The organism is Streptomyces sp. NBC_01381 (genome assembly GCF_026340305.1).
In the GTDB taxonomy this organism is placed as follows: domain Bacteria; phylum Actinomycetota; class Actinomycetes; order Streptomycetales; family Streptomycetaceae; genus Streptomyces.
Genome location: NZ_JAPEPI010000002.1, coordinates 1,766,021 through 1,785,429, shown reverse-complemented (window position 1 = coordinate 1,785,429; position 19,409 = coordinate 1,766,021). Strand labels below are relative to the sequence as shown.

The following is a 19,409-nucleotide window of genomic DNA, read 5'->3' as shown; positions in this document are numbered from 1 at the left end:
CCGGGGTCAGTCGACGATCGCCAGCTCGCGAGCGGTGGCGTTGAGCCGCCGACCCCCGTCATCCGTGACCGTCACGATGTCCTCGATGCGCACTCCGAAGCGGCCCGGCAGATAGATGCCGGGCTCCACGGAGAAGCACATGCCCGGCACGAGCGGCAGTTCCTCGCCCTCGATCATGTAGGGCGGCTCATGGGTGGTGACGCCGATGCCGTGCCCGGTGCGGTGGATGAAGCGATCGCCGTAGCCGAACTCGGTGATCACCGCGCGGGCCGCCCGGTCGACGTCCTGGCAGGCCGCCCCGGGCCGCACCGCCGCACAGCCCGCCGCCTGCGCCTCGCGCACCACGTCGTGCACCCGCCGCTCCTCGGCATCGGGCTCGCCGACGTGCACCGTGCGCGAGGTGTCCGAGCCGTAGCCGTGCATCAGGCCGCCGAAGTCGAGTACGACCATGTCGCCGTGCTCGATGACGCGATCGCCCGCCTCGTGGTGCGGATTGGCGCCGTTCGGTCCCGAGCCGACGACGGTGAAGTCGACCTGGGAGTGCCCGAACTGCCTGAGCAGATCGGCGAGATCGGCCGCGACGTCGGTCTCCTTGCGGCCCGCGAAGCGCACCTTCTGGATCTCTTCGTACGTCGCGTCGGCGGCGGCACCGGCCGCCGCCATGCGCTCCAGTTCCGCGGCGTCCTTGACCGCGCGGAGCATGGGGAGTGCTTCGGTGAGGGACGCGTAGGAGGTGCCCGGCAGCTCCTTCTGGAAGCCGATGAGGTGCATCGCCCAGGCGTTGTCGCTGATCCCGAAGCGGCCGTCGGCGTCGAGCAGCGGCGCGGTCACGGCGTAGGGGTCCTTGCCGTCGGTCCAGTCGCGCAGGGAAAGCGCGCCCGCGCCCGCGGCCCGTTCGGCGTCCGGGGCTTCGAGCGTGGGCACCACGAGCACCGGGTCCTGGCCCGCGGCGAGCACGAGGACGGTGAGCCGCTCGGTGGCCGCGGTCGGCTGATAGCCGGTGAGCCAGGCGAGGTCGGGGCCCGGCGCGACGAGCAGCCCGGCGAGCCCCGCGTCCGCCGCGGAGGCCGCGGCGCGCTCCATGCGGGCCCGGTAGTCGTCGGCGGTGAAGGGCGCGGGGGCGCCGGTGGTGCCGGTCATCGGGTTCCTCCAGGGCGGCTCGCTGCGGGCGTACGGCGTGGTCCTGCTGCCGATCCTGCCCGCACCGCCGCGCGTCCGCGAGGCGATTACCCGCTCCCCCCGGCCGTGCTCACGTCACGAAACCGGGCGTGACGGACAAGGACTGCAGGTCGCCCCTCTCGTGGCGGACGGTCAGCGTGACGCGCCTGCCCGGATCCGCGGCGGCCACGGCGGCCGCGAGACCCCTGGCCGAGCCGATGCGGGTCTCGCCGAAGGCGAGGAGCACGTCGCCGCGCACCAGGCCCGCGGTGTGGCCGGGGCCGGGGCTGTGCACGCCGACAAGGAGCGCTCCCGGGCCGCCGGGCGCGTCCACGGCCTCCACCCCGATGGCGGACCGCGCCACGGCCGGCCCCGGCTCCTGCCCCTTGCCCGACTCCTTGCCGGACTCCTTGCCAGGCCCGCTGCCCGGCTCCTTGCCCGGGTCCTTCTCCGGCGGCTTCGCGGGAACGCCGGGCTTGGACGGCCCCGGCGCCGCAGGACCACCCGGAGCTCCCGGCCCGCCGCCGGGCGCACCCGCCGCCTTCTGCATCTCGGCGAGCTTGCTCATGCCGATGACGGTGGCACTGACCGTGCCGAGGCCCACGCCCGACAGCACGAGGACGGCCGAGCAGAGCACCCCGAAGAGCAGGGTCCGCAGCCGCCGGCCACGCCTGCGGGCGGCATGCGGCCGCCGCCCGGCACCGGGCCCGCCGCCGCCCGCGCCGGGTGTCCGGGCGGCACCGCCGAGCCGCCGCCTGATTCCGACGCCGAACCTACGGCCGCTCCCGGAGTCCTGCCCGGGCATCGGCTTGGGACGCAACGCAGTCTGTTCCATGGCTCGCCTCCGGCCACAGCCCTACCCGGCGTGACCCCACGCGACGATTCCCGAAAGGGTGATGTCGGGCCCGCTCGTTCGGGGTTGCGTGCGGCAACGAAAGACAACTCCTGATGAGGGTCTGCTGTCAGTTGCCGCTGTTACTTTCGAAGCATGACCGAACGTGCACTCCGTCTGCTGCGACAGGACCCGCGTCTGGCCGAGCTGGCCGCGTTCCCTTTCGCATTCGACCTGTCCCGTACGGACCACGTCGAAGAGGTGCGCCTCGCATCCGGCGGTCCGCTGGAGGCGATCGCGGGGGACGACTCCGGGGGCACGTACTTCGTGTGCGCGGACGGATCCGTCCTGTACGCCGACTCCGAGGGGTCGGCCGGGGTCATCGGGGACAGCGTGGACGAGGCCCTGGAGATCCTGGTCGGCCTGCCCGGCTGGCACGACTACGTGCGGCTCTCGCCGGACGACGGCGAGGCGCGCATCCTGGCCGAAGTCGCCGACACCGAGGGCGACTTCCGCGAGGACTGCGTGCCCGAACTCGACGCACACCGCGCCGAGCTGCGGGCCGCGCTCGGGTTCCCGGAGCGCTCGCCCGTGCAGCTCGTCGCGCGCCTGCACGCCGCGCTGCTGCGCACCGAGCCGGACCACCTCCTGCTCAACGCGGTCGAGCACCTCGCGTACCGGCGCCTCGACCCCCATCCGCGCCCGCCCCTGTGGGAGCAGGTGCTCACCAGGGGGCGCACGGACCTGGCCCTGCTGCGGACCGGCGACCGCGCGACGTGGGACGCGGTGGCCGGAAACCGCGCGCGCCGGGTGGCGGCGCTGCGGGCCGCCCAGTACGACCGGCGGAACACGGACCGCGCCCTCCTGCGCCATCTCCTGAAGCACGAGGCGAGCGCGTCGATGTCCGACGAACTGCGGCTCGCGGTCGTCCTGGTGGGTCTCTACGGCCTCGCGGAGGACCTGCCCCTGCTGCGGGAGGTCCACGAGACGACGTACGACACGTGGTGCGGCCTCGCCGGACTCCCCGAGGAGGCGGACCAGGTCCGGGCATGGGCGCGCTCGTTCGACGATTCCAACTTCGGGGTGGATCCCGACGACGAACCGGAATCCACCTGGCTGGAGCTCGCGCGCGACCTGGGACTGATCGAGACGGCCCGCACCTACCTGATCCGCGAGCTGGACGACACGGGTCCTGACGCGGCCCAACTCACCTTCCTCAGCGTCGAGTTGGCGCTGATCGGCGACTACACCCAGGCGATACGGGCCCAGCGGCTGCATGTGTCGCTGCAGGACACCGAGCACGGCCGTGCGGCGGCACGATCGCGCCTCGCCGAGCTGGAGCGGAAGGCGATCGACGGGGCGGCGGCGGAATCGTAGGTTTCCCCGCACGAGCCCGTCCGGCGCCTCTAGGCTGCGGGACTGAACTCGGCTCCGGAAGGGGCCTGGACCGGCTCCGGGGAAGGAATCGCCTACATGACCGAAGCGCCGCTGCCCGCGGAGCTGCTCCTGGACCGGGACGCCTCCGACGATCTGCGGCACGAGCTCGTGTCGGCGCTCGAAGGCCTGGGGGTCCGTACGGCACGGGTGCGCCGCGCGGTCGACCACCGGGGCGCGGCGGACATCCCCTGGATCATGCTGGCCTCGCTCCCCCTGCAGGCCTTCCTCAGCGGGCTCGGCGCGGAAGCGGTCAAGGACTCGTACACGGCGTTCAAGAATGTCGTACGCCGGTCGTCGGGCGAGGCCGATCCCGCTCCTCCCCGGCCGCTGGTCCTCCAGGACCGGGGCACCGGCCTGCGGGTGGTCCTGGAGCCGGGGCTGCCGGGTGAGGCGTACGACCAGCTCCTCCGCCTCGATCTGACGGGGTTCAGCGAGGGGCCGCTGCACTACGACCGCGAACAGGGCCGCTGGCGCTCCGAGCTGGACGAGGCGGCCGGCTGAGCCGCCGCCGGGAACGGGGAGAAGCGCCGTGGGCCAGCCGCACGTCGACGTGAGCCGCGCTGAACAGGCGTGCGCCGCCGGGGAGTCCGCCCTGGAGCGCGGCGACAGGGCCGGTGCCGAGCGTGAGTTCGGGGCGGCGCTGGCCCTGGCAGGTGACGGGGCTGACGCCGGCGTCCAGGCGCGGGCCCACATCGGTGCCGGCCGCCTCCGCCTGGCCGCGAAGGAACCCGGAGAGGCCGCCGCGGAGTTCCGGCAGGCTCAGGAGCTGCGCCCTGACGAGGCGGGCCCCCTCCACTGGCTGGGTTGCGCGGCGGCACACCGGTCCGCGTACGAGAGTGCGGATGCGCACTTCACCTCGGCACTCGGTTGCGTGCCGCCGCATCACCGCTCGCTCGTCCAACGTGCGTACGTACGTGTGCGATTGGGCCGTCACGACGAAGCGCTCGAGGACCTGCGAACCGCTGCCTCACAGGACGGCTCACTCGACGCCGAGGCACGCCGGGTGATGGCCGCGCTTGCGGGCGCGACCACTCAGGAGGTGGCGCCTGCGCCGCACGAGAGCGAGTCCGTGCCGCGGTACGCCGTCGCGCTGGTGCTCGGCGGACGGCGCGAGGCGGCCGTCGAACTGCTCGACGAGGCGACCCGGCGGAACCCCGCCGACCACCGCATCACCCACACGCTCGCCATCGCTCTCCTCAACTCGCCCACCGGGCAGGGCGAGGCGGCCGCACGGCGCTGGGAGCGTGCCGTGGCCGCCTGGGGCGCGCTCCTGTACGACGACGCCTTCTGGGCGCACCGGCGCGCCTGCGCCGCGGCGAGGTACGGCGTACCGGTCGATGCGGCGCTCGACGCGGAGCTGCGGGCCGACTTACGGGAGCTCCTTGAGGGACGCATGCCCGACGACGCGGAGGGCCGGGTCTCGCCGGGGTCCCTGTTGCGACGGGAGGCGGACGCCGCGAGGGTCCTCGCGGGGGTGGGCGGCTTCCCCACCGGGCACGGCGACCCGCTGGCGTGCGGGCCGTTACGCATCGCGGAGTTGCGCATGGTCGCGGAGTTCGGGGTGTTCGCGGCGGGGGGCGAGCCCGCGAGGCCGGACTTGAGAGCCGCAGGAAGCGAGACCCGCGGGACGGACACGACCGCCGCAGGGGGTGAGACCGGTGGCGCGGGCGCGACCGCCGCATGGGGTGAGACCGCCGGGGCAGACACGACCGCCGCAGCGAGCGAGCGCGGCGGGGCAGACACGACCGCCGCAGGAAGCGAGACCCGCGGGACGGACACGGCCGCCGCAGGGGGTGAGACCGGTGGCGCGGGCGTGACCGCCGCAGAGACCGAGCCCGCCGGGGCAGACACGACCGCCGCAGCGAGCGAGCACGGCGGCACCGCGGGCAGCCCCGCTCACCAGTCACGCGCGCACGCCGCAGGCGGCGAGACCTCCGGGACAGACACAGGCGCCCAGGACGGCCGCACCGCACCGCCCCCGCACACCGGGGCCTCCACCCTCACCCACGCCTTCTCCGAACTCGGGCTCGCCCAGCTGCTGTTGAAGCAGGAGCAGCCCGCCGAAGCCCTCGGCGCGCTCGCCGAGCTGCGGTGTCCCGGCTGTCGGGAGCGGCAGCGGCAGCAGGGCAGTGGTGTGGGTGCCGCCGTGTGTGATCCGGGGTGTGGCCGGTTCGACGAGCTGAACCCCGCCTATGCCGGGTACCCCGACAAGCACCGTCGTCTCGCGCTGGACGCCCGCGGGCTCGCGCTGCGGGCGCGGATCGATCTGGGGCGTGGTGAACTCACCGCGGGGCGGCCGGACTTCGGTGCCGCAACCGCGTCCTGGCGGCGCGCCCTCGTGCACAGCAGGGAACTCGACCGCTACCAGGAGATCCACCGGACCGTCGTCGACCTCGCGCTGAGCGCCGCGCGGGCGGCGCATCGCGCGGGCGATCTGACGCGCGCCGTGACCACGCTCGAAGCGGTGCGCGAGATCACCGGAGCCAACGAACGTCGCCGCCTGGAAGGGCAGTTGGCCCGGCTGCTCGCCGACCGTGGCGTCGCCGCCGCCAACCGGGACGGCACACTGCTCGACGGGCCCGCCGCCGACCTGCGGCGTTCCGTCGCGTTCAATCCGCATCTGCTGCGGGCCCAGGTCAGTCTCGGCGTCGTACTGCGCGGCCTCGCCGCACGCCGCTGGCACTCGGGGAGCGCCTCCGGGGCCCGCGCGACCCTGCGGGAGGCGATGGATCAACTCGCCGCCGCGCTCGACCACTTCCCCGGCGATCCCGAGCTGACCGAGCAGCACGCGGCGGCGGTGGCCGACCTCGGCCACGTCACGGCGGGCCAGCACGAGCACGTGCACGAGCACGAGAGCGGGAGGTGACGGCGCCGCCGATGCTCGCCTACGAGGAACTCCGCATCCGGGTCCGCCCCATCGGCACGTCCCGCTACCTCGTCACCGCCAACGGCCCGGCGTGCGCGACCGAGGTGATCGCAGTGAACGGCGAACCCGCGGCCTTCCGCGACCAGTGGGACGAGTTGATCGAGACCGAGCTCGGTCTCGCGCCCCTGAGCGACCAGCACACCGTGAACCAACTGCGTGACCTGGGACGCGGGGTGTTCCGGCTGCTGTTCGGCGAGTGCGATCAGACTGTCCCGTCGGGATGCGCTCCCTCCGACGCGAACGACGCGCGCGGCGGCGACCGCCCGCAGGGTGTCGGCGCCTGCGTCGGCCTCGCCCTGGAGCGTGCGCAGCGGATGCGGCCGGCCCGCGGCCTCCGGATCCGCTTCGACCTGCCTCAGGAGCTGCGCGATCTGCCCCTGGAGTCGCTGTGCGCGCCGCCGGGGATGCCGCAACAGTCGCTTGCCCTCAACCACAGCTATTCACTGGTGCGTTCGCTGCCCGGAGGACCGCTGGGCCGGCGCCTCCCCGACGCGGCGGACGAGCCGAGCCTGATCCGCCTCCTGGTGGCCTGCGCCTCGCCCGACGACCCCGGACTCGCCCCGCTTCGTGCCGACGCGGAGGTGGCCGCGCTCCGCCAGGAGCTGCCGGAAGTGGCCGTACAGACCACGGTGTTGGAGCGGACGACCCGCGAAAGCCTGGAGGCCGCGCTCGGCGCCGAGTCCGATCTGCCGACCGCGGTCCTCCTGATCGCACACGGGACGTACGACCAGGAACTCGGCAAGGGCGTGGTGACCCTGGAGACCGAGAGCGGCGGCATCGACCGGGTGCCCGCGGACCTGCTCAGCGGGATGCTCCTGAAGGCACCGGGGCTTCGCCTGGTCGCCCTCAACCTCTGTTCCGGCGCGGACAGTTCGCTCACCGAGCCGTTCTCCGGTCTCGCCCAGGCGCTGATCGGCGGGGGTGTGCCCGCCGTGGTCGCGATGCGGGGGCGGGTCAGTGACCTGTCGGCGGGGCAGTTCGGCCCGGAGCTGTTCAAGGGGCTCGCGGCGAACCGGACCATCGACGAGGCCATGGGCGCCGCGCGCCGCCGCATCTCGCATCTGCCGGGTCACACGGCAGTGGAGTGGGCGACGCCCGCGCTGTTCCTGCACGAGTCGTGCAGGCAGGGCTGGCTGTTCAAGGCGCGGGAGGTGCGGGACGACGGTGGCGCCGTCGCGGATCCACTGCGGGAGGGCGCCGACGCGCTGCGGTCGTTCCAGAACCCCTTCGGGCACGTCGACTCGACGGTGCTCATCGGGGCGGCACGGTTCCAGCGCGACCTGGGGCAGTGGGCGCAGGTGCAGCGGATACTGCGCGCCGAGACCCGCCAGTTCGAGGACGAGCAGCGGCGGCTGCGCGCCGAGGCGTCGTTCGAACTGGCCTGGGAGGACCTGGAGAAGCTGTGTGGGCTGCTCGCCGCGGAGCTGGACCCCGACGCGGCCGCCGAGCGTTTTGCCGCCCTGCGCGACGCGCTCCCCGCCGCGCCGGCCGCGTGCATCGCCGCCGAGGTCGAGCGGCTGCGGCAGCTGACCGCCCTGGCCGAGCGGGCCCGCGCGGCGGAGGCCGCCGGTGACTGGGCGGAGGCGATCGCCCGCTACGAGGAGCTGCTCACCGCCCGCCCGTCGGGCATCCGGGACACGGCCGACCGCCTGGCCGCGGCACGCGACGAACTCCACGTGGCCCGCACGGTGGAGACCGCCGAACAGGCCGCACGCCAAGGAGATTGGGCGAACGCCGCCACCGCGTACGCCGATGTGCTCGCCCGGCGGCCCGGCCACCAGGGCGCCGCCGGGCGCGCGGCGTACGTGAACGGCAGGGCGGCGCAGGACGCCGAGGACTGGGGCGCGGCCTGGTCGGCGTACACGGCGTGCGCGGGGCTCGACGACGCGGCGGCGAGGGCGGCGTACGTCCAAGGGCGGGCGGCGGCGGACGCGGAGGAGTGGGATGCGGCAAGGAGGTTGTTCGGCAAGGCTGCGACGGACGGGGCCCTGGCGGAGATTTCCGCCCCCGCTGGCCCCGACCTCCGCTCCTGGCTCGCCTACGCGGCGGCACGCGCCGCCGAGGACGCGGGCGACTGGGGAGCCGCCGTCGAGGAGTTCACCGCATCCGACGGGTTCCGGGACAGCGGCGTACGGCTGTCGTACGCGCGAGGCAGGCGGTCGGCGGACGACGGCGCCTGGCCGGACGCCCTGGTCGACCTGGAAGCCGCGGCAGCTCAAGGCCGCGACGCGGAGCCGTGGCTGAGCGAGCTGCGGGAGCGGATGTACCGGGAGGCACTGGAGGCGGCGTCCGGCGGCCACTGGTCCGACGCGCTCTCGGCGCTGGACCTGCTGCCCGCCGGGTTCCACGACGTGCGGTCGCGCAGGAGCTATGTTCAGGGCCGGGTGGCCGCCGCAGACGGCGACTGGGCGCAGGCGGCGGAGGCGTTCGCGCAGTGCGCCATGGACGCAGGGGCGGAGGCGAGACCGGAGGCAGGACCGGACGCGGGACCGGACACGGACGCAGAGCCCGGCGCGGGACCGGGCACAAAGTCGGACGCGCCCCGCTGCGGATACGACGACGCCGGGGAGCTGCGGAGCTACGCCCTGGGGCGCCTCCACCAGAACGAAGAGCGCTGGCAGGAAGCCCTGGGGGGCTTCGCCGAACTGTCCTCGGACCTCCTCGACGTACCCGACCGTCTCCTCTACAGCCGCGGCCGCGCCGCCGACGCCCGATCCGAGTGGTCCGGCGTGATCGACGGCTTCGGCCGGCTCCCCGACACCTACGCACACGGCGAGGTCCGCGACCGCCGCCGCTACGCACGCGCACGCGTGGCCTCCGATCTGCGCGACGACTGGTCCGCCGTACTGAGCCTGCTGGCCGAGGTGCCCGACACCGGCCGTGACGGCGCGGTGGGCCGGCTGCGCCGCAAGGCGGAGGGTCGCCTCGCGGAGGCTGCGGGCGACTGGGCGGGGGCCTGTGAGATCTACGCACGGGCCTTGCCGGAACAACTCGACCCCGACCAGGAACCCCGCCACCTCCACCGATACGCCCTCGCCCGCACCCACGAGCTCGGAGGGCTCTGGGACGACGCCCTCGCCGGATACCGGGCGCTGCCTGACAGCTGGGCCGATGTCGTCGTCCGGCGTGGATACGCCGAGGCGCGGATCGCCGAGCAGGGGGCCGTGAGCGCGGCCGAGTGGCAGGGGGTCGTGGACGCGTTCGCCGCGGTGGCGGCGGGGCCCGGGGAGTTCGCCGATGCCGGCCCGCGCAAGCGGTACGCGCTCGTGCGGCTCGCCGAGGCCGAGGGGGACTGGACGCAGGTCCGTGCGGAGGCCGACGCGCTCGGTGAGCATCGGGACGCGGCGTCGCTCGGTGCGTACGCCCGGGGCCGTATCGCCGCATCCCACCAGGAGTGGCAGCAGGCCGCCGACGCGTTCCGCGCGTGTGCGGGGCACGGGGATGCGGAGGCCCGACTCGCCTATGTGGAAGGGCGGTTGCTGGAGGGCGCGGGGCGGTGGAGCGATGCCGTCGCCGCGTACGAGCGGGCCGGCGGCGGCCTCGACCGGGCCGATGTGCGGTGCCGCAGGCTGCGGCGGCTGCTCGAACTGCTGCCCTGGGCCGACGGCCTCACCCGCGCCCCGCTGGTCGCCGACCCGTTCGCGTCGAGCGACCCCACGTATCCGTACTTCGCGCTGCGGGACGCCGGCGTCGATCCCGGCTCCTCCATGGACGCCGTCAGCGACGCCTCGTACACGCTCCTCGAACGCGGCGGCATGACCTGGTCGGAGCGGGTCGCCTGGGACCGGCTGCGGCTTCCGGGGCGGCGGCTCCAGCTGGACGCGCTGCTGTACCGGTGGCACTCCCCCGCCGCGCTGCGCGACGCGATGGCTGAGCTCTCGCCGGACGACGGGGCGGGGCTGCTCGGCGACCTGTGCGAGCGGTTCCCCGAGGACGCGCCGCTGCTGCTCCTGCTCGCCAGGGACCGGGAGGCCGCGGCCGCCGAGTGGGAGCGGCGGCTGCGGGACGCACCCGGCGACATGGCGGTCGTCCACGGCCTTGCCGCGGCCCGGCTCTGGCAGGCGCAGGAGCTGGAGCAGAGCGGGGCGTGGGAGCACGCCGTGGGGGTCTGGGAGTCGGCGCTCGCCTACTGGGCCGCACTGCTGAGCGACGACGACTACTGGGACGGCTGGCGTGCCGAGCGCGCCGCCTGCTACGGCCGGGCGCTGCCGGGCGAGGACATGGCCCAGCTGCGCCTTGAGCTCAGCCAGCACCTCTTCGGGCAGCTGTCCGCGCACGAGCAGCGCCACACCGAGCAGGAGCGTCCCGAACAGGCGGCCGCTTACGCGGAGTTGGCCTCTCTGCTGGAGGCCGAACTGGGTGCCGCCCGAGTCCTCAAGGACATGGGCGGTCTGCCGAACGTGCCGGGCGCGGGCACCGCACCGCTCGCCTGCGGGCCCCGCTATCTGCGGCTGCTGCGCCTGGAAGCCCCCCTCGGCGCGCTGGCCGCCACCCTGGACGCGGCGGCCCAGGAAGGGAAGGACCCCGGCGAGTACGCGGTGCGGCAACTCCGTTGGGCCTTCTCGGAGTTGGCGCAGGGCTTCGTCCTCTGCGAGGTGCACAAGTTCGACGGCGCACTGCGTGCCCTGCCCGCCTTCGCCACCCTCACCACGCTGCCCGACGACTGCACGGGCCCGGCGTCGGCGGCCGCTCCGGACGCGCACATCGAGGCCTGCGGCCACTGCCAGGACGTACTGCTCCGCAATCCGGCGTACGTCCAACTTCCGGATCGGCACGCCAAGTTCCTCCAGGACGGTGTGGAACTCGCTGTGCGGGTGCGCCTCTCCCTCGCGCGCACCGCCCTGACGGACGGCGAGGGGGGACTCGACCGCGCGCTCGAGGAGTGGGCGGAGCTGGTGCTCGTATCGCGCCGGGCCGGCATGCAGGCCCGCGCCAAGAAGGCGATCGTCGGCACGGTGCTCGGCCGGGTCGAGGCGCTGGTCGACACGGGCGGCGCGCAGCGCGGCGAGTGCCTGGACGAGGCCGTCCAACTGGTCGAGCGGGTACCGGCGGCCCTGCACCCGCTCGACCGCGACCTGGTGGACCAACTGAACGCCCGGCTCTCGGCATTGCTGTCCATGCGCGGCGTCTGGCGCGGCTACACCCGGACCAAGTACGGCATGCACTCCGACCCCTACGGTGCGGAGACCGACCTGCGGCGCGCCCTGCAGCTCAACCCGGCGTCCGGCCACGCCCGCGACAATCTGGCCCGCGCTCTGGTCTTCACCCTCGACGCGAACACCACCACGATCCCGGGCCGCCTGAAGATCCTCCACGAGGCCCTGGGGCTCCTGGACGTGGGCCTCGGGCAGGCCCTGACGCACGGCTACCGGGAGACGCTCGGCGAGGCGCTCGACGAGCTCGAGCGGCTGCTCGCCCGGGACCTCGGGGTCGAGGGGCTGCGCGAGCTGATGCTCAGCGTCAGCGAGGAGGAAGCGCCGGACGAGAGCGAACTCGGCGTCTGGGCCGCTGTGTTGACGGACTGGGCAGAGGATGCGCTGGCCCGGGGCGACATCCGCCGCGCCCTGCACCATCTGATACGCGCCACCCGCGCCGACCCGATGAACGGACGCATCCGGCGGGCGCTGCTCGACACGGTGCGGCGCTGGTTCGACGAGCTGACCGCCAAGAACGAGGGTGAGGAGAGCGAGGCGCCGTGATCAAGGATCCGGAGACGAACTGGGACGGCGGCCCGTTCCCCTACGACGCGATCGCCGAGGTCGGCGTCACCCCGTGGACGACCCACGCCGCCCTCCAGGACATCCCCTTCGAGCTGCTCGCCCGGCACCTGATGACACCGGTCGCCCAGCGGGCGTGGGACGACCTGAGGAGCGTACGCCGTCGGATGCTGGCCGAACTCCTCCTGTACGACGTGGACTTGGCGGACGACATACCGACTCCGGAGGCGACCACCCGCCCCCTCGACGACCTCATCGCCTTCGACGTCTGAACCGACCGAACCCCAGAATCACTGAGGAGCCGCCTTCGATGAGCGCGCAGGACCCGGCCCCCGCGGCCACCGCCGCCCGTCTCGCCCACGAGAAGTCCGTGGCCATCGCCGCGCGGGACGCCGCCCACCGCGCGCTGACCGAGCAGCTGCTCCTCGTGCTCGCCGACACCCTGGACTCCTTCGACCGGCTGCTCGCCGACGCGGCGGCCGCCGACCCGGAGTCGTACCGCAGGAGTCTGGAGCTGATGGCCCGCCAGGTGGAGACGGCCATGGCCGGGCAGGGGGTCGAACCGGTCGGGCTGATCGGCGAGCGGGCCGAGCCCGCGACGCACCATGTGGCCGAGGTCCGCGCCGCGCCGGGGGCGGCCGACGACGAGGTCCTGGAGATCGTGCAGCGCGGATACCGGTACCGGGGGCAACTGCTGCGTGCCGCCCGGGTAGTTGTCGCCGTGACCGGCGACGCCGAGCAGGAGACGGAGCGTACATGAAGGCCATCGGCATCGACCTCGGCACCACGAACAGCGCGGTCGCCGCCCACGATCCGCACAGCGCGGACATCGTGGTGCTCACCAACAGCAAGGGCGAGCGGCTCACCCCGTCCGTGGTGGGCCTGGCGACACGGCAGGGCAGGCCGCCGCAGCCGCTGGTCGGCGAGGACGCGCTGAACTGGGCGATCAGGCAGCCCAAGGACACCGTGGTGTCCGTGAAGCGCCTGATGGGCCGGCACCTCACGGACACCTCGGTGGCCGAGGCGCGCGGCCGGCTGAACTACGAGATCGTGGCGGGGCCCGACGACGACCCGCGCGCCCATGTGGTGCTCGGCGAGGAGACGCTGACCCCCGCCGAGATCTCCCGGATGATCCTGGAGAAGCTCGTCCAGGACGCGACGCGGACCCTCGGCGAGCAGGTGACACACGCCGTGATCACCGTGCCCGCGTACTTCCGCGACGCGCAGCGGGCCGCCACGCGCGAGGCCGCCGAGCGGGCGGGCCTGGTGGTGAAGAAGATCGTGGACGAGCCGACGGCCGCCGCGGTCGCCTTCGGCCTGAACAAGCCGGACGGCGAGCGCAGCCGGGTCCTGGTCTACGACCTGGGCGGCGGCACCTTCGACATCTCGGTCCTGAACGCGGTCAAGGACCGCGATGGCAACAGCCAGTTCCAGGTGCTGCGTTCGGCCGGCGACATCTGGCTCGGCGGTGACGACTTCGACCTCGCCGTCGTCGACCGGATCATCGCCTGGATGCGCGATGAGCACCATGTGGACCCGTCGGACGACAAGGCGTTCCTCTTCCAGGCGAAGAAGGCGGCCGAGCGCGCCAAGCGGGAGCTGAACGACCAGGACGAGACGTACATCGTGATCCCGGCGGCCTACCGCAGCCAGAAGGGCGTGCTCGACGTCGAAATGGCGCTCACCCGGGCCGAGTTCACCGCGATGATCGCGCCGCTGGTGTCGAAGACGATGGACCTGGTGACCCAGACCCTCGGCCGCTACGAACTGGCCACCACGGACATCTCCGACGTGCTCCTGGTGGGCGGCGGCACGCTCACCCGTCCGGTGTACGAGGCGGTCGAGGCGTACTTCGGCAAGGACAAGGTCCGCAGGAACATCGGCCCGATGGAGTGCGTCGCGCTCGGCGCGGGGGTGCTCGCCGAGACGCTGGACGGCGTGGAGTGCCCCGATCCGGAGTGCGCGAAGGTCAACGAGGACTCCGCACAGGCCTGCGTGGACTGCGCCCAGAGTCTGGTCAACGCGCGGCCGGTCGGTTCGACGGGGCTTTACGAGTCGACGCCGATGGCGATGGGGATCGCCGCCGTCAAGGGCTCCCGGCGCGATGTGTTCGTGGAGATCATTCCCGCCGGGTCGCCGTATCCGCTGCCGGAGCCACGACAGCGGACCTTCCACGCGACCGACAGCCGCCGCATCCGCGTCCCGGTCTACGAGGGCGACAGCAAGGTGGCGAGCGAGAACCACGAACAGGGCGTGGTGGAGTTCGATCTGCCGCAGGAGATCGAGGTCAACCGGCACGTCGACGTGTCGTTCAACTACTCCTCCGACCGCATCATCACCGTACGCATCAGTGTGCGCGGCACGGACATGACCCTGGAGGCCACCCCGAACCGGGAGCGGCCGCTGACTCCGCCGCCCGAGACGGGCGCGGAGGTCGACAGCCATGTGCTGCGCGAGGAGCTGGGGTACGCGGAGCGGGAGGCCGACGACTTCCTCAAGCGGTTCGGCACCTATGTCGAGCCCGTGCAGGCGATGAAGGTGCGCCGGGACATCGAGCAGGCCCAGCAGGCCGCAGCGATGGGCGACAGCGGCGAGTACAAGCGGCTCACCGAGCTGCTGCTCGACGACGTGTTCCACCAGTGCGGTCTGGCCAGCCAGTTCCGGCAGGCCGAGCTGGCGTCGGAGGGGGCGCCGCGGGACACGGTCCGGCAGATCAACGAGGCGGTCGACATCGTCAAGCAGGCCCACCGGCAGGGCAATCGCGTACAGACCGCGCAGCAGGCCCGCAATCTGCGGAGTCTGGTGGCGGTCGCACAGGCGGAGCGCCGGGTGCAGTCGCTGCCCGACCGGCCCGACTACGGCGGGATCCTCCAAGTCGGGGAAGACACGGTCGACGGATGACGTCAGGACAGCGGCGGGCCCCGGTGCATCTGGGGGTCGACTTCGGCGCCACCGGCCTGCGCGCGCTGTTCGCGCCGCCCGGTGAGCCGGCGCGGCGGCTCGACGCGCCCGCCGCAGGATGGCCGTGGCTGCTGTGCGAGCCCGCCGTGACGGGGGTGCTGCCCGTGGCCTTCCCCAGCCTCAAGAGCCGGGTCGGCGGCCGGCGCCGCGGTCCTGTCCCCGGCACGTCGACGCGGCCGGAGGAGCTGGTGTTCCGGCTGCTGCGGCTGCTGCGGGAGCGGGTGGAGTCGGAGACGTCCGGGACCGTCGCGCAGACCGTGATCAGCGTGCCCGCGTCCTACCAGTCGGCGCAGCGGTCGGCGCTGCGGGACGCGGCGCTGGAGGCGGGGCTCGCGCCCGCGCGGCTGATCAGCGACGCGATGGCCGCGGTGATCGGGCACACGTCGGAGCGGGACAGCGGCACCTTCCTCGTCTACGGGATGGGGTACGAGGGGTTCGAACTCGGCCTGGTGCGTGGCGTGCGGGGGCACTACCGCGCGCTCGGGCACGAGGGCGCGACGACGTCGGGCGGGCGCGCCTTCGACGGGGAGATGCTGGGCGCCGCCGTACGGCTGCTGCGCAGGCACCGGGGTCCGGGCTCGGTGGCGGATCTCGACGCGAAGGTGTGGTTCGGGCTGCGGGCGCGGGCGCAGGAGGCCCGGGAGGCGCTGAGCGTGCCGGGGAGTCCGGGATCCGCCGAGCTGTCCCTGGACGTGGGCGGTGGTCCGCCGCTGGAGGTTCGGGTCACCCGGCCGCACCTCGACACGTTCCTCGACCGGCATGTGCGCAGGACGCTCGACCGTGCGACGACGCTCCTCGACCAGTCGGGGATGACGTCGGCGGACGTCGACACGGTGCTCCTGACGGGCGGCGGCACCCTGATGGAGCAGGTCGCCACGGGGGTCGCGGCGCTCGGCCGCGGGCCGGTGCAGGCGCCGCCCGACCTGCTCGCCCTGGGGGCTTTGAAGCATGCGGTGCGGCTCGCGGGAGGCGCGGCGGCTGCCGGGTCCGCGGTTCTGGAGGAGGGGCCGCTGCAGCCGGCGGACCCGGCCGACGACACCCTCGCCGACGCACCGGCGCTGACGGCCACGCTGGTGGGCGACGCGGCGGCGGAGCGGTCAGCGCCGCAGCTGGACGTGGCGCGGGCGCGGCTGCTCGTGCGGCAGGGGCGGCCCGACGAGGCGGTGACGCTGCTGCGGAAGATCGTCGCGGAGGCGGAGGCGCTCCTGTCGGAGCTCGCGCCCGCGGTGCCGTACGCGACGGGGGCCGCCGTCATCGCGCAGCCGCTCACGCCGCCGGTCGAACCCGCGTCGGAAGCACCGCTGCCCGCCCCGGACGCGGCGCCGACTCCACCACCGGCCGACCGGATCTCGATGCGTCAACTGGCGTGCGCCGAGACCCTGTTGGAACTGCGGCGCTACGACGACGCCGTGCAGGCCTCCCACGCCGCCTGGATGGGGGCGGCCACCAGACCCGCCGGAGCCGATGTGCTCGACGCGATGATCGACGTGCACTGCGCGGCCGCGATGGCCGACACGTCACCGGGTCATTTCGCGGACGCCGAGCGGTGGTTGAGGTGTGCGTACAGCCACGATCCGACCAATGAACGGGTGCGCGGGCTGCTCGCCGAGCGGACCTACCGGCACGCGGTCGAGCTGCAGCGGCGCGGGGGCCGGGACGAGGCCATTGAGGCCCTTGGAAAGTGCCTGACATGGAATCCTGAACACGCCGATGCCGAGGCCCTGTTGCGGCGGTTGAACCGCGACGGGCGCAGCCGGCGGGGCCCGAGAACAGGGGGAAGCGTTTGACGCCCGCAGAACTGCTGGACCGGCAGAAGCTCGTCGACGAGTTGCAGCGTCTGGCAGACCATCCGTCGCTCACTCCCAGATCCGCCGAACTGGGCGTCCTGGCCATGGACTTGAAACCCCCTCACCAACTGGACAGATGGGCGGAGGTGGACCTCGTGGACGCCTACGTACGCCCCGAGAGCGTGGTCACGAAGCCCGCGGGGTCCGGTCGGCGCGACGGGCTCCTCGAAGCCGCGCTCGGCGTGCTCGTCTTCATCCCGCTCCTGGTGACGTGGTTCGGGCTGCGGGAGGCGGTGCGGGCGTACGGGGAGCTGAGCGAGGTGGACCGGGAGGAGTCGACGCGGCCCTTCCTCCAGCTGTGGCAGTCCGGATTCGGCGGGCATCTGTCGGGGTTCGGCCGGTTCGAGAACGTGGCCCTGATGGCCGTGCTCCTGATCGCGCTGCTCGTGGGCCTGTCGGTCTGGCACGCGCGGGTGCGGTCGCGCGCTGATCGGGAGGAGGCGGAACAGCAGCGCGAGCGCGATCGGCTGCTCGCGGAGCTGGCCTCCGTCCTGACACGTACGCAGATGCTGATCGCCCCCTACCGGAGCGCGTCGCCGAAGCAGTTCACCTCCGAACTGACCAAGGCGGCCACGCAGATGGAGCAGCTTGCGGCGAAGGCGGCGACCAGCCACAAGGCGCTCACCGGGACGACGAGCGCGGTGAGCAGGTCCATCGACGCGTTGAAGGCCGCGGCGGACTCGCTCACCCTCGAAGTGCCGAAGCTGGGTGTCGCGGCGGACCGCATAGAGCAGACGTTGCGGGACGGCCGCACCGCGGCGGACAAGGCGGGTGCGGCCAACGCGGATGCGGCCCGCGGGATCGCCGACCGCGTCAAGACGGCGGGCGACACGGTCGAGGCGTCCCTGAAGTCCCTGATCACCGCCCAGCAGTCACTGGTCACCAAGTCCGAGTCGGTGGCGGCGGCCACGGAGCGCGCCTCCCAGGCCCTGGTGGCAAGCACGGGCCGCACCGGCGACGCGGTGGACGGGATGCGCGAGGCGACGGAGCGGTGGGACGCGGCGGCGGCACACTGGCAGGACGCGGCGGCACGCATCGACGCACGGATCGGCACGCTGGCGGGCGCGCCTTCATCGCCCCTGGGCGGCGGGGAGGCCAGCGGGCACGGGTGGAGCGGGGCGCCGGGTGGGGGCGGTTCGGCCGACGGTGGCGCTGGGGACGGCAGGCCGTCGAGCGGGGGCGGTTCGGCCGACGACGGTGCTCGGGGCGGCGGTCCATCGAGCGGCGATCCGGGCATCGGGGGTCACGTGTCCGGCCCTGGGCAGCACGCCGATCCCAGCGGTGCGGGCGCCCCGGACAACGGCGGCGTGCGGTGGAGCGGCGATCCGGCCTCCGGGCACGCGGGCGCCGTCGGACACTCGGCCTCTGGGAGCTACGGCGGTGACAGTGGCCCGGGTTCCAGGTCCGGGCAGCACGCCGATCCCGGCGGCGCGGGCGCCCCGGACAACGGCGGCGTGCGGTGGAGCGGCGATCCGGCCTCCGGGCACACGGGCACCGTCGGACACTCGGCCTCTGGGAGCTACGGCGGTGACAGTGGCCCGGGTTCCAGGCCCGGCCAATACGCCGATCCCGGCGGCGCGGGCGCCCCGGACAACGGCGGCGTGCAGTGGAGCGGCGATCCGGGCCCCGGGCACACGGGCACCGTCGGACACTCGGCCTCTGGGAGCTACGGCGGTGACAGTGGCCCGGGTTCCAGGCCCGGCCAATACGCCGATCCCGGCGGCGCGGGCGCCCCGGACAACGGCGGCGTGCAGTGGAGCGGCGATCCGATCTCCGGGCACGCGAGCGCCGTCGGACACTCGGCCTCCGGGGGCTCCGGGGGCTCCGACCGTGACACAGGCTCCGTCGGGCACTCCGCCTCCGGGGACTACGGCGGTCACCGAGGCTCCGGGGCCGGCCCCGGCTCCAGCTCCGACGGGGAAGTGAGAGACGCCGCCCCATGGAGCGGCACGAACGGCGGACCCGGACCCCAACTCCCTTCCCCCACCCGCCCCTTGGACCCCCCGACCCGGCCCCAGCGGCCCCCCACCTCCGGCGGAGGTGACGCGTGAGGCGAGCTCCGCGGCGCGGACGGGCGGGGGTCGTCGTGCTCGCGGGGTGGCTCTTCGCCGATCTGCTCCTCGTGCTCGCCCTGGTGTCGATGGCCGACCGTCCCGACCCGCTGGCCAACCGCCCCAAGCCGTCCCCCAGCCACACCAAGCCGAAGCCGAAGCCCTCCGCCACGGGCCCGCGCTCGGTGGAGCTTGAGCCGGAGGAGTTCGGGGTCAAGGGCACGGACAAGGGCGATCTGACCGCGCAGATCCGCAAGAACACCGGCAAGTGGGCGGGCCGCGAGGCCGCACTCGTCCTGACCTTCGGCGGCAACCACAGCGGCGAGGCGTACGCACACCGCGTCAACTCACTGCTCGGCAAGGGCCGTCCGGACATGTTCACCAAGAAGACGGCGACGGACGACTTCCACAAGCTGAGCGACCCCGCGCAGACCGCGAAGGTCAGGGTGTACTTCTACACGACGCCGAGCGGCTGACCCC

The 19,409-nt window shown here is 73.8% G+C and carries 12 protein-coding genes; 10 read left to right on the top strand and 2 right to left on the bottom strand.

Going from position 1 to position 19,409, the window contains the following annotated elements; translation table 11 throughout:
• Positions 1–6: 6 nt before the first annotated feature.
• On the bottom strand, positions 7–1,140 hold the full coding sequence (locus tag OG453_RS29620) for an aminopeptidase P family protein (protein WP_266871604.1): 1,134 nt from the start codon (positions 1,138–1,140) through the stop codon (positions 7–9).
• Between the two features lie 109 nt (positions 1,141–1,249).
• Positions 1,250–1,993 (bottom strand): PDZ domain-containing protein, encoded by a 744-nt coding sequence (locus OG453_RS29615; protein ID WP_266871603.1) that lies wholly within the window; start codon positions 1,991–1,993, stop codon positions 1,250–1,252.
• Between the two features lie 153 nt (positions 1,994–2,146).
• Between OG453_RS29615 and OG453_RS29610 the strand changes: the two genes are divergently transcribed.
• The 10 genes from OG453_RS29610 to OG453_RS29565 all read left to right on the top strand — a co-directional run bounded on the left by OG453_RS29610 (position 2,147) and on the right by OG453_RS29565 (position 19,405).
• Positions 2,147–3,367, top strand: a complete 1,221-nt coding sequence (locus OG453_RS29610; RefSeq protein WP_266871602.1) for a hypothetical protein — start codon at positions 2,147–2,149, stop codon at positions 3,365–3,367.
• 96 nt (positions 3,368–3,463) lie between these two features.
• Positions 3,464–3,928, top strand: coding sequence for a hypothetical protein (locus OG453_RS29605; RefSeq protein WP_266871601.1), 465 nt, complete (start codon positions 3,464–3,466; stop codon positions 3,926–3,928).
• Between the two features lie 28 nt (positions 3,929–3,956).
• Positions 3,957–6,293, top strand: a complete 2,337-nt coding sequence (locus OG453_RS29600; protein ID WP_266871600.1) for a hypothetical protein — start codon at positions 3,957–3,959, stop codon at positions 6,291–6,293.
• Positions 6,290–12,052: a CHAT domain-containing protein gene (locus tag OG453_RS29595; RefSeq protein ID WP_266871599.1), complete on the top strand. Its 5,763-nt coding sequence runs from the start codon at positions 6,290–6,292 to the stop codon at positions 12,050–12,052. Before OG453_RS29600 ends, OG453_RS29595 begins: the two co-directional genes overlap by 4 nt.
• Positions 12,049–12,342 carry a hypothetical protein gene (locus OG453_RS29590; protein ID WP_266871598.1) on the top strand — a complete coding sequence of 98 codons (294 nt, stop codon included), beginning with the start codon at positions 12,049–12,051 and terminating at the stop codon, positions 12,340–12,342. Before OG453_RS29595 ends, OG453_RS29590 begins: the two co-directional genes overlap by 4 nt.
• A 38-nt stretch (positions 12,343–12,380) precedes the next feature.
• Positions 12,381–12,830: a nucleotide exchange factor GrpE gene (locus OG453_RS29585; RefSeq protein ID WP_266871596.1), complete on the top strand. Its 450-nt coding sequence runs from the start codon at positions 12,381–12,383 to the stop codon at positions 12,828–12,830.
• Positions 12,827–14,971 carry an Hsp70 family protein gene (locus tag OG453_RS29580; RefSeq protein WP_266871595.1) on the top strand — a complete coding sequence of 715 codons (2,145 nt, stop codon included), beginning with the start codon at positions 12,827–12,829 and terminating at the stop codon, positions 14,969–14,971. Before OG453_RS29585 ends, OG453_RS29580 begins: the two co-directional genes overlap by 4 nt.
• On the top strand, positions 14,968–16,818 hold the full coding sequence (locus tag OG453_RS29575) for an Hsp70 family protein (RefSeq protein WP_266871594.1): 1,851 nt from the start codon (positions 14,968–14,970) through the stop codon (positions 16,816–16,818). Before OG453_RS29580 ends, OG453_RS29575 begins: the two co-directional genes overlap by 4 nt.
• On the top strand, positions 16,815–18,929 hold the full coding sequence (locus tag OG453_RS29570; RefSeq protein ID WP_266871593.1) for a hypothetical protein: 2,115 nt from the start codon (positions 16,815–16,817) through the stop codon (positions 18,927–18,929). Before OG453_RS29575 ends, OG453_RS29570 begins: the two co-directional genes overlap by 4 nt.
• Complete coding sequence (locus OG453_RS29565) at positions 18,926–19,405, top strand: hypothetical protein (protein WP_266871592.1); 480 nt, start codon at positions 18,926–18,928, stop codon at positions 19,403–19,405. The genes OG453_RS29570 and OG453_RS29565 overlap by 4 nt, the downstream gene beginning before the upstream one ends.
• The last annotated feature ends 4 nt before the right edge of the window (positions 19,406–19,409 follow it).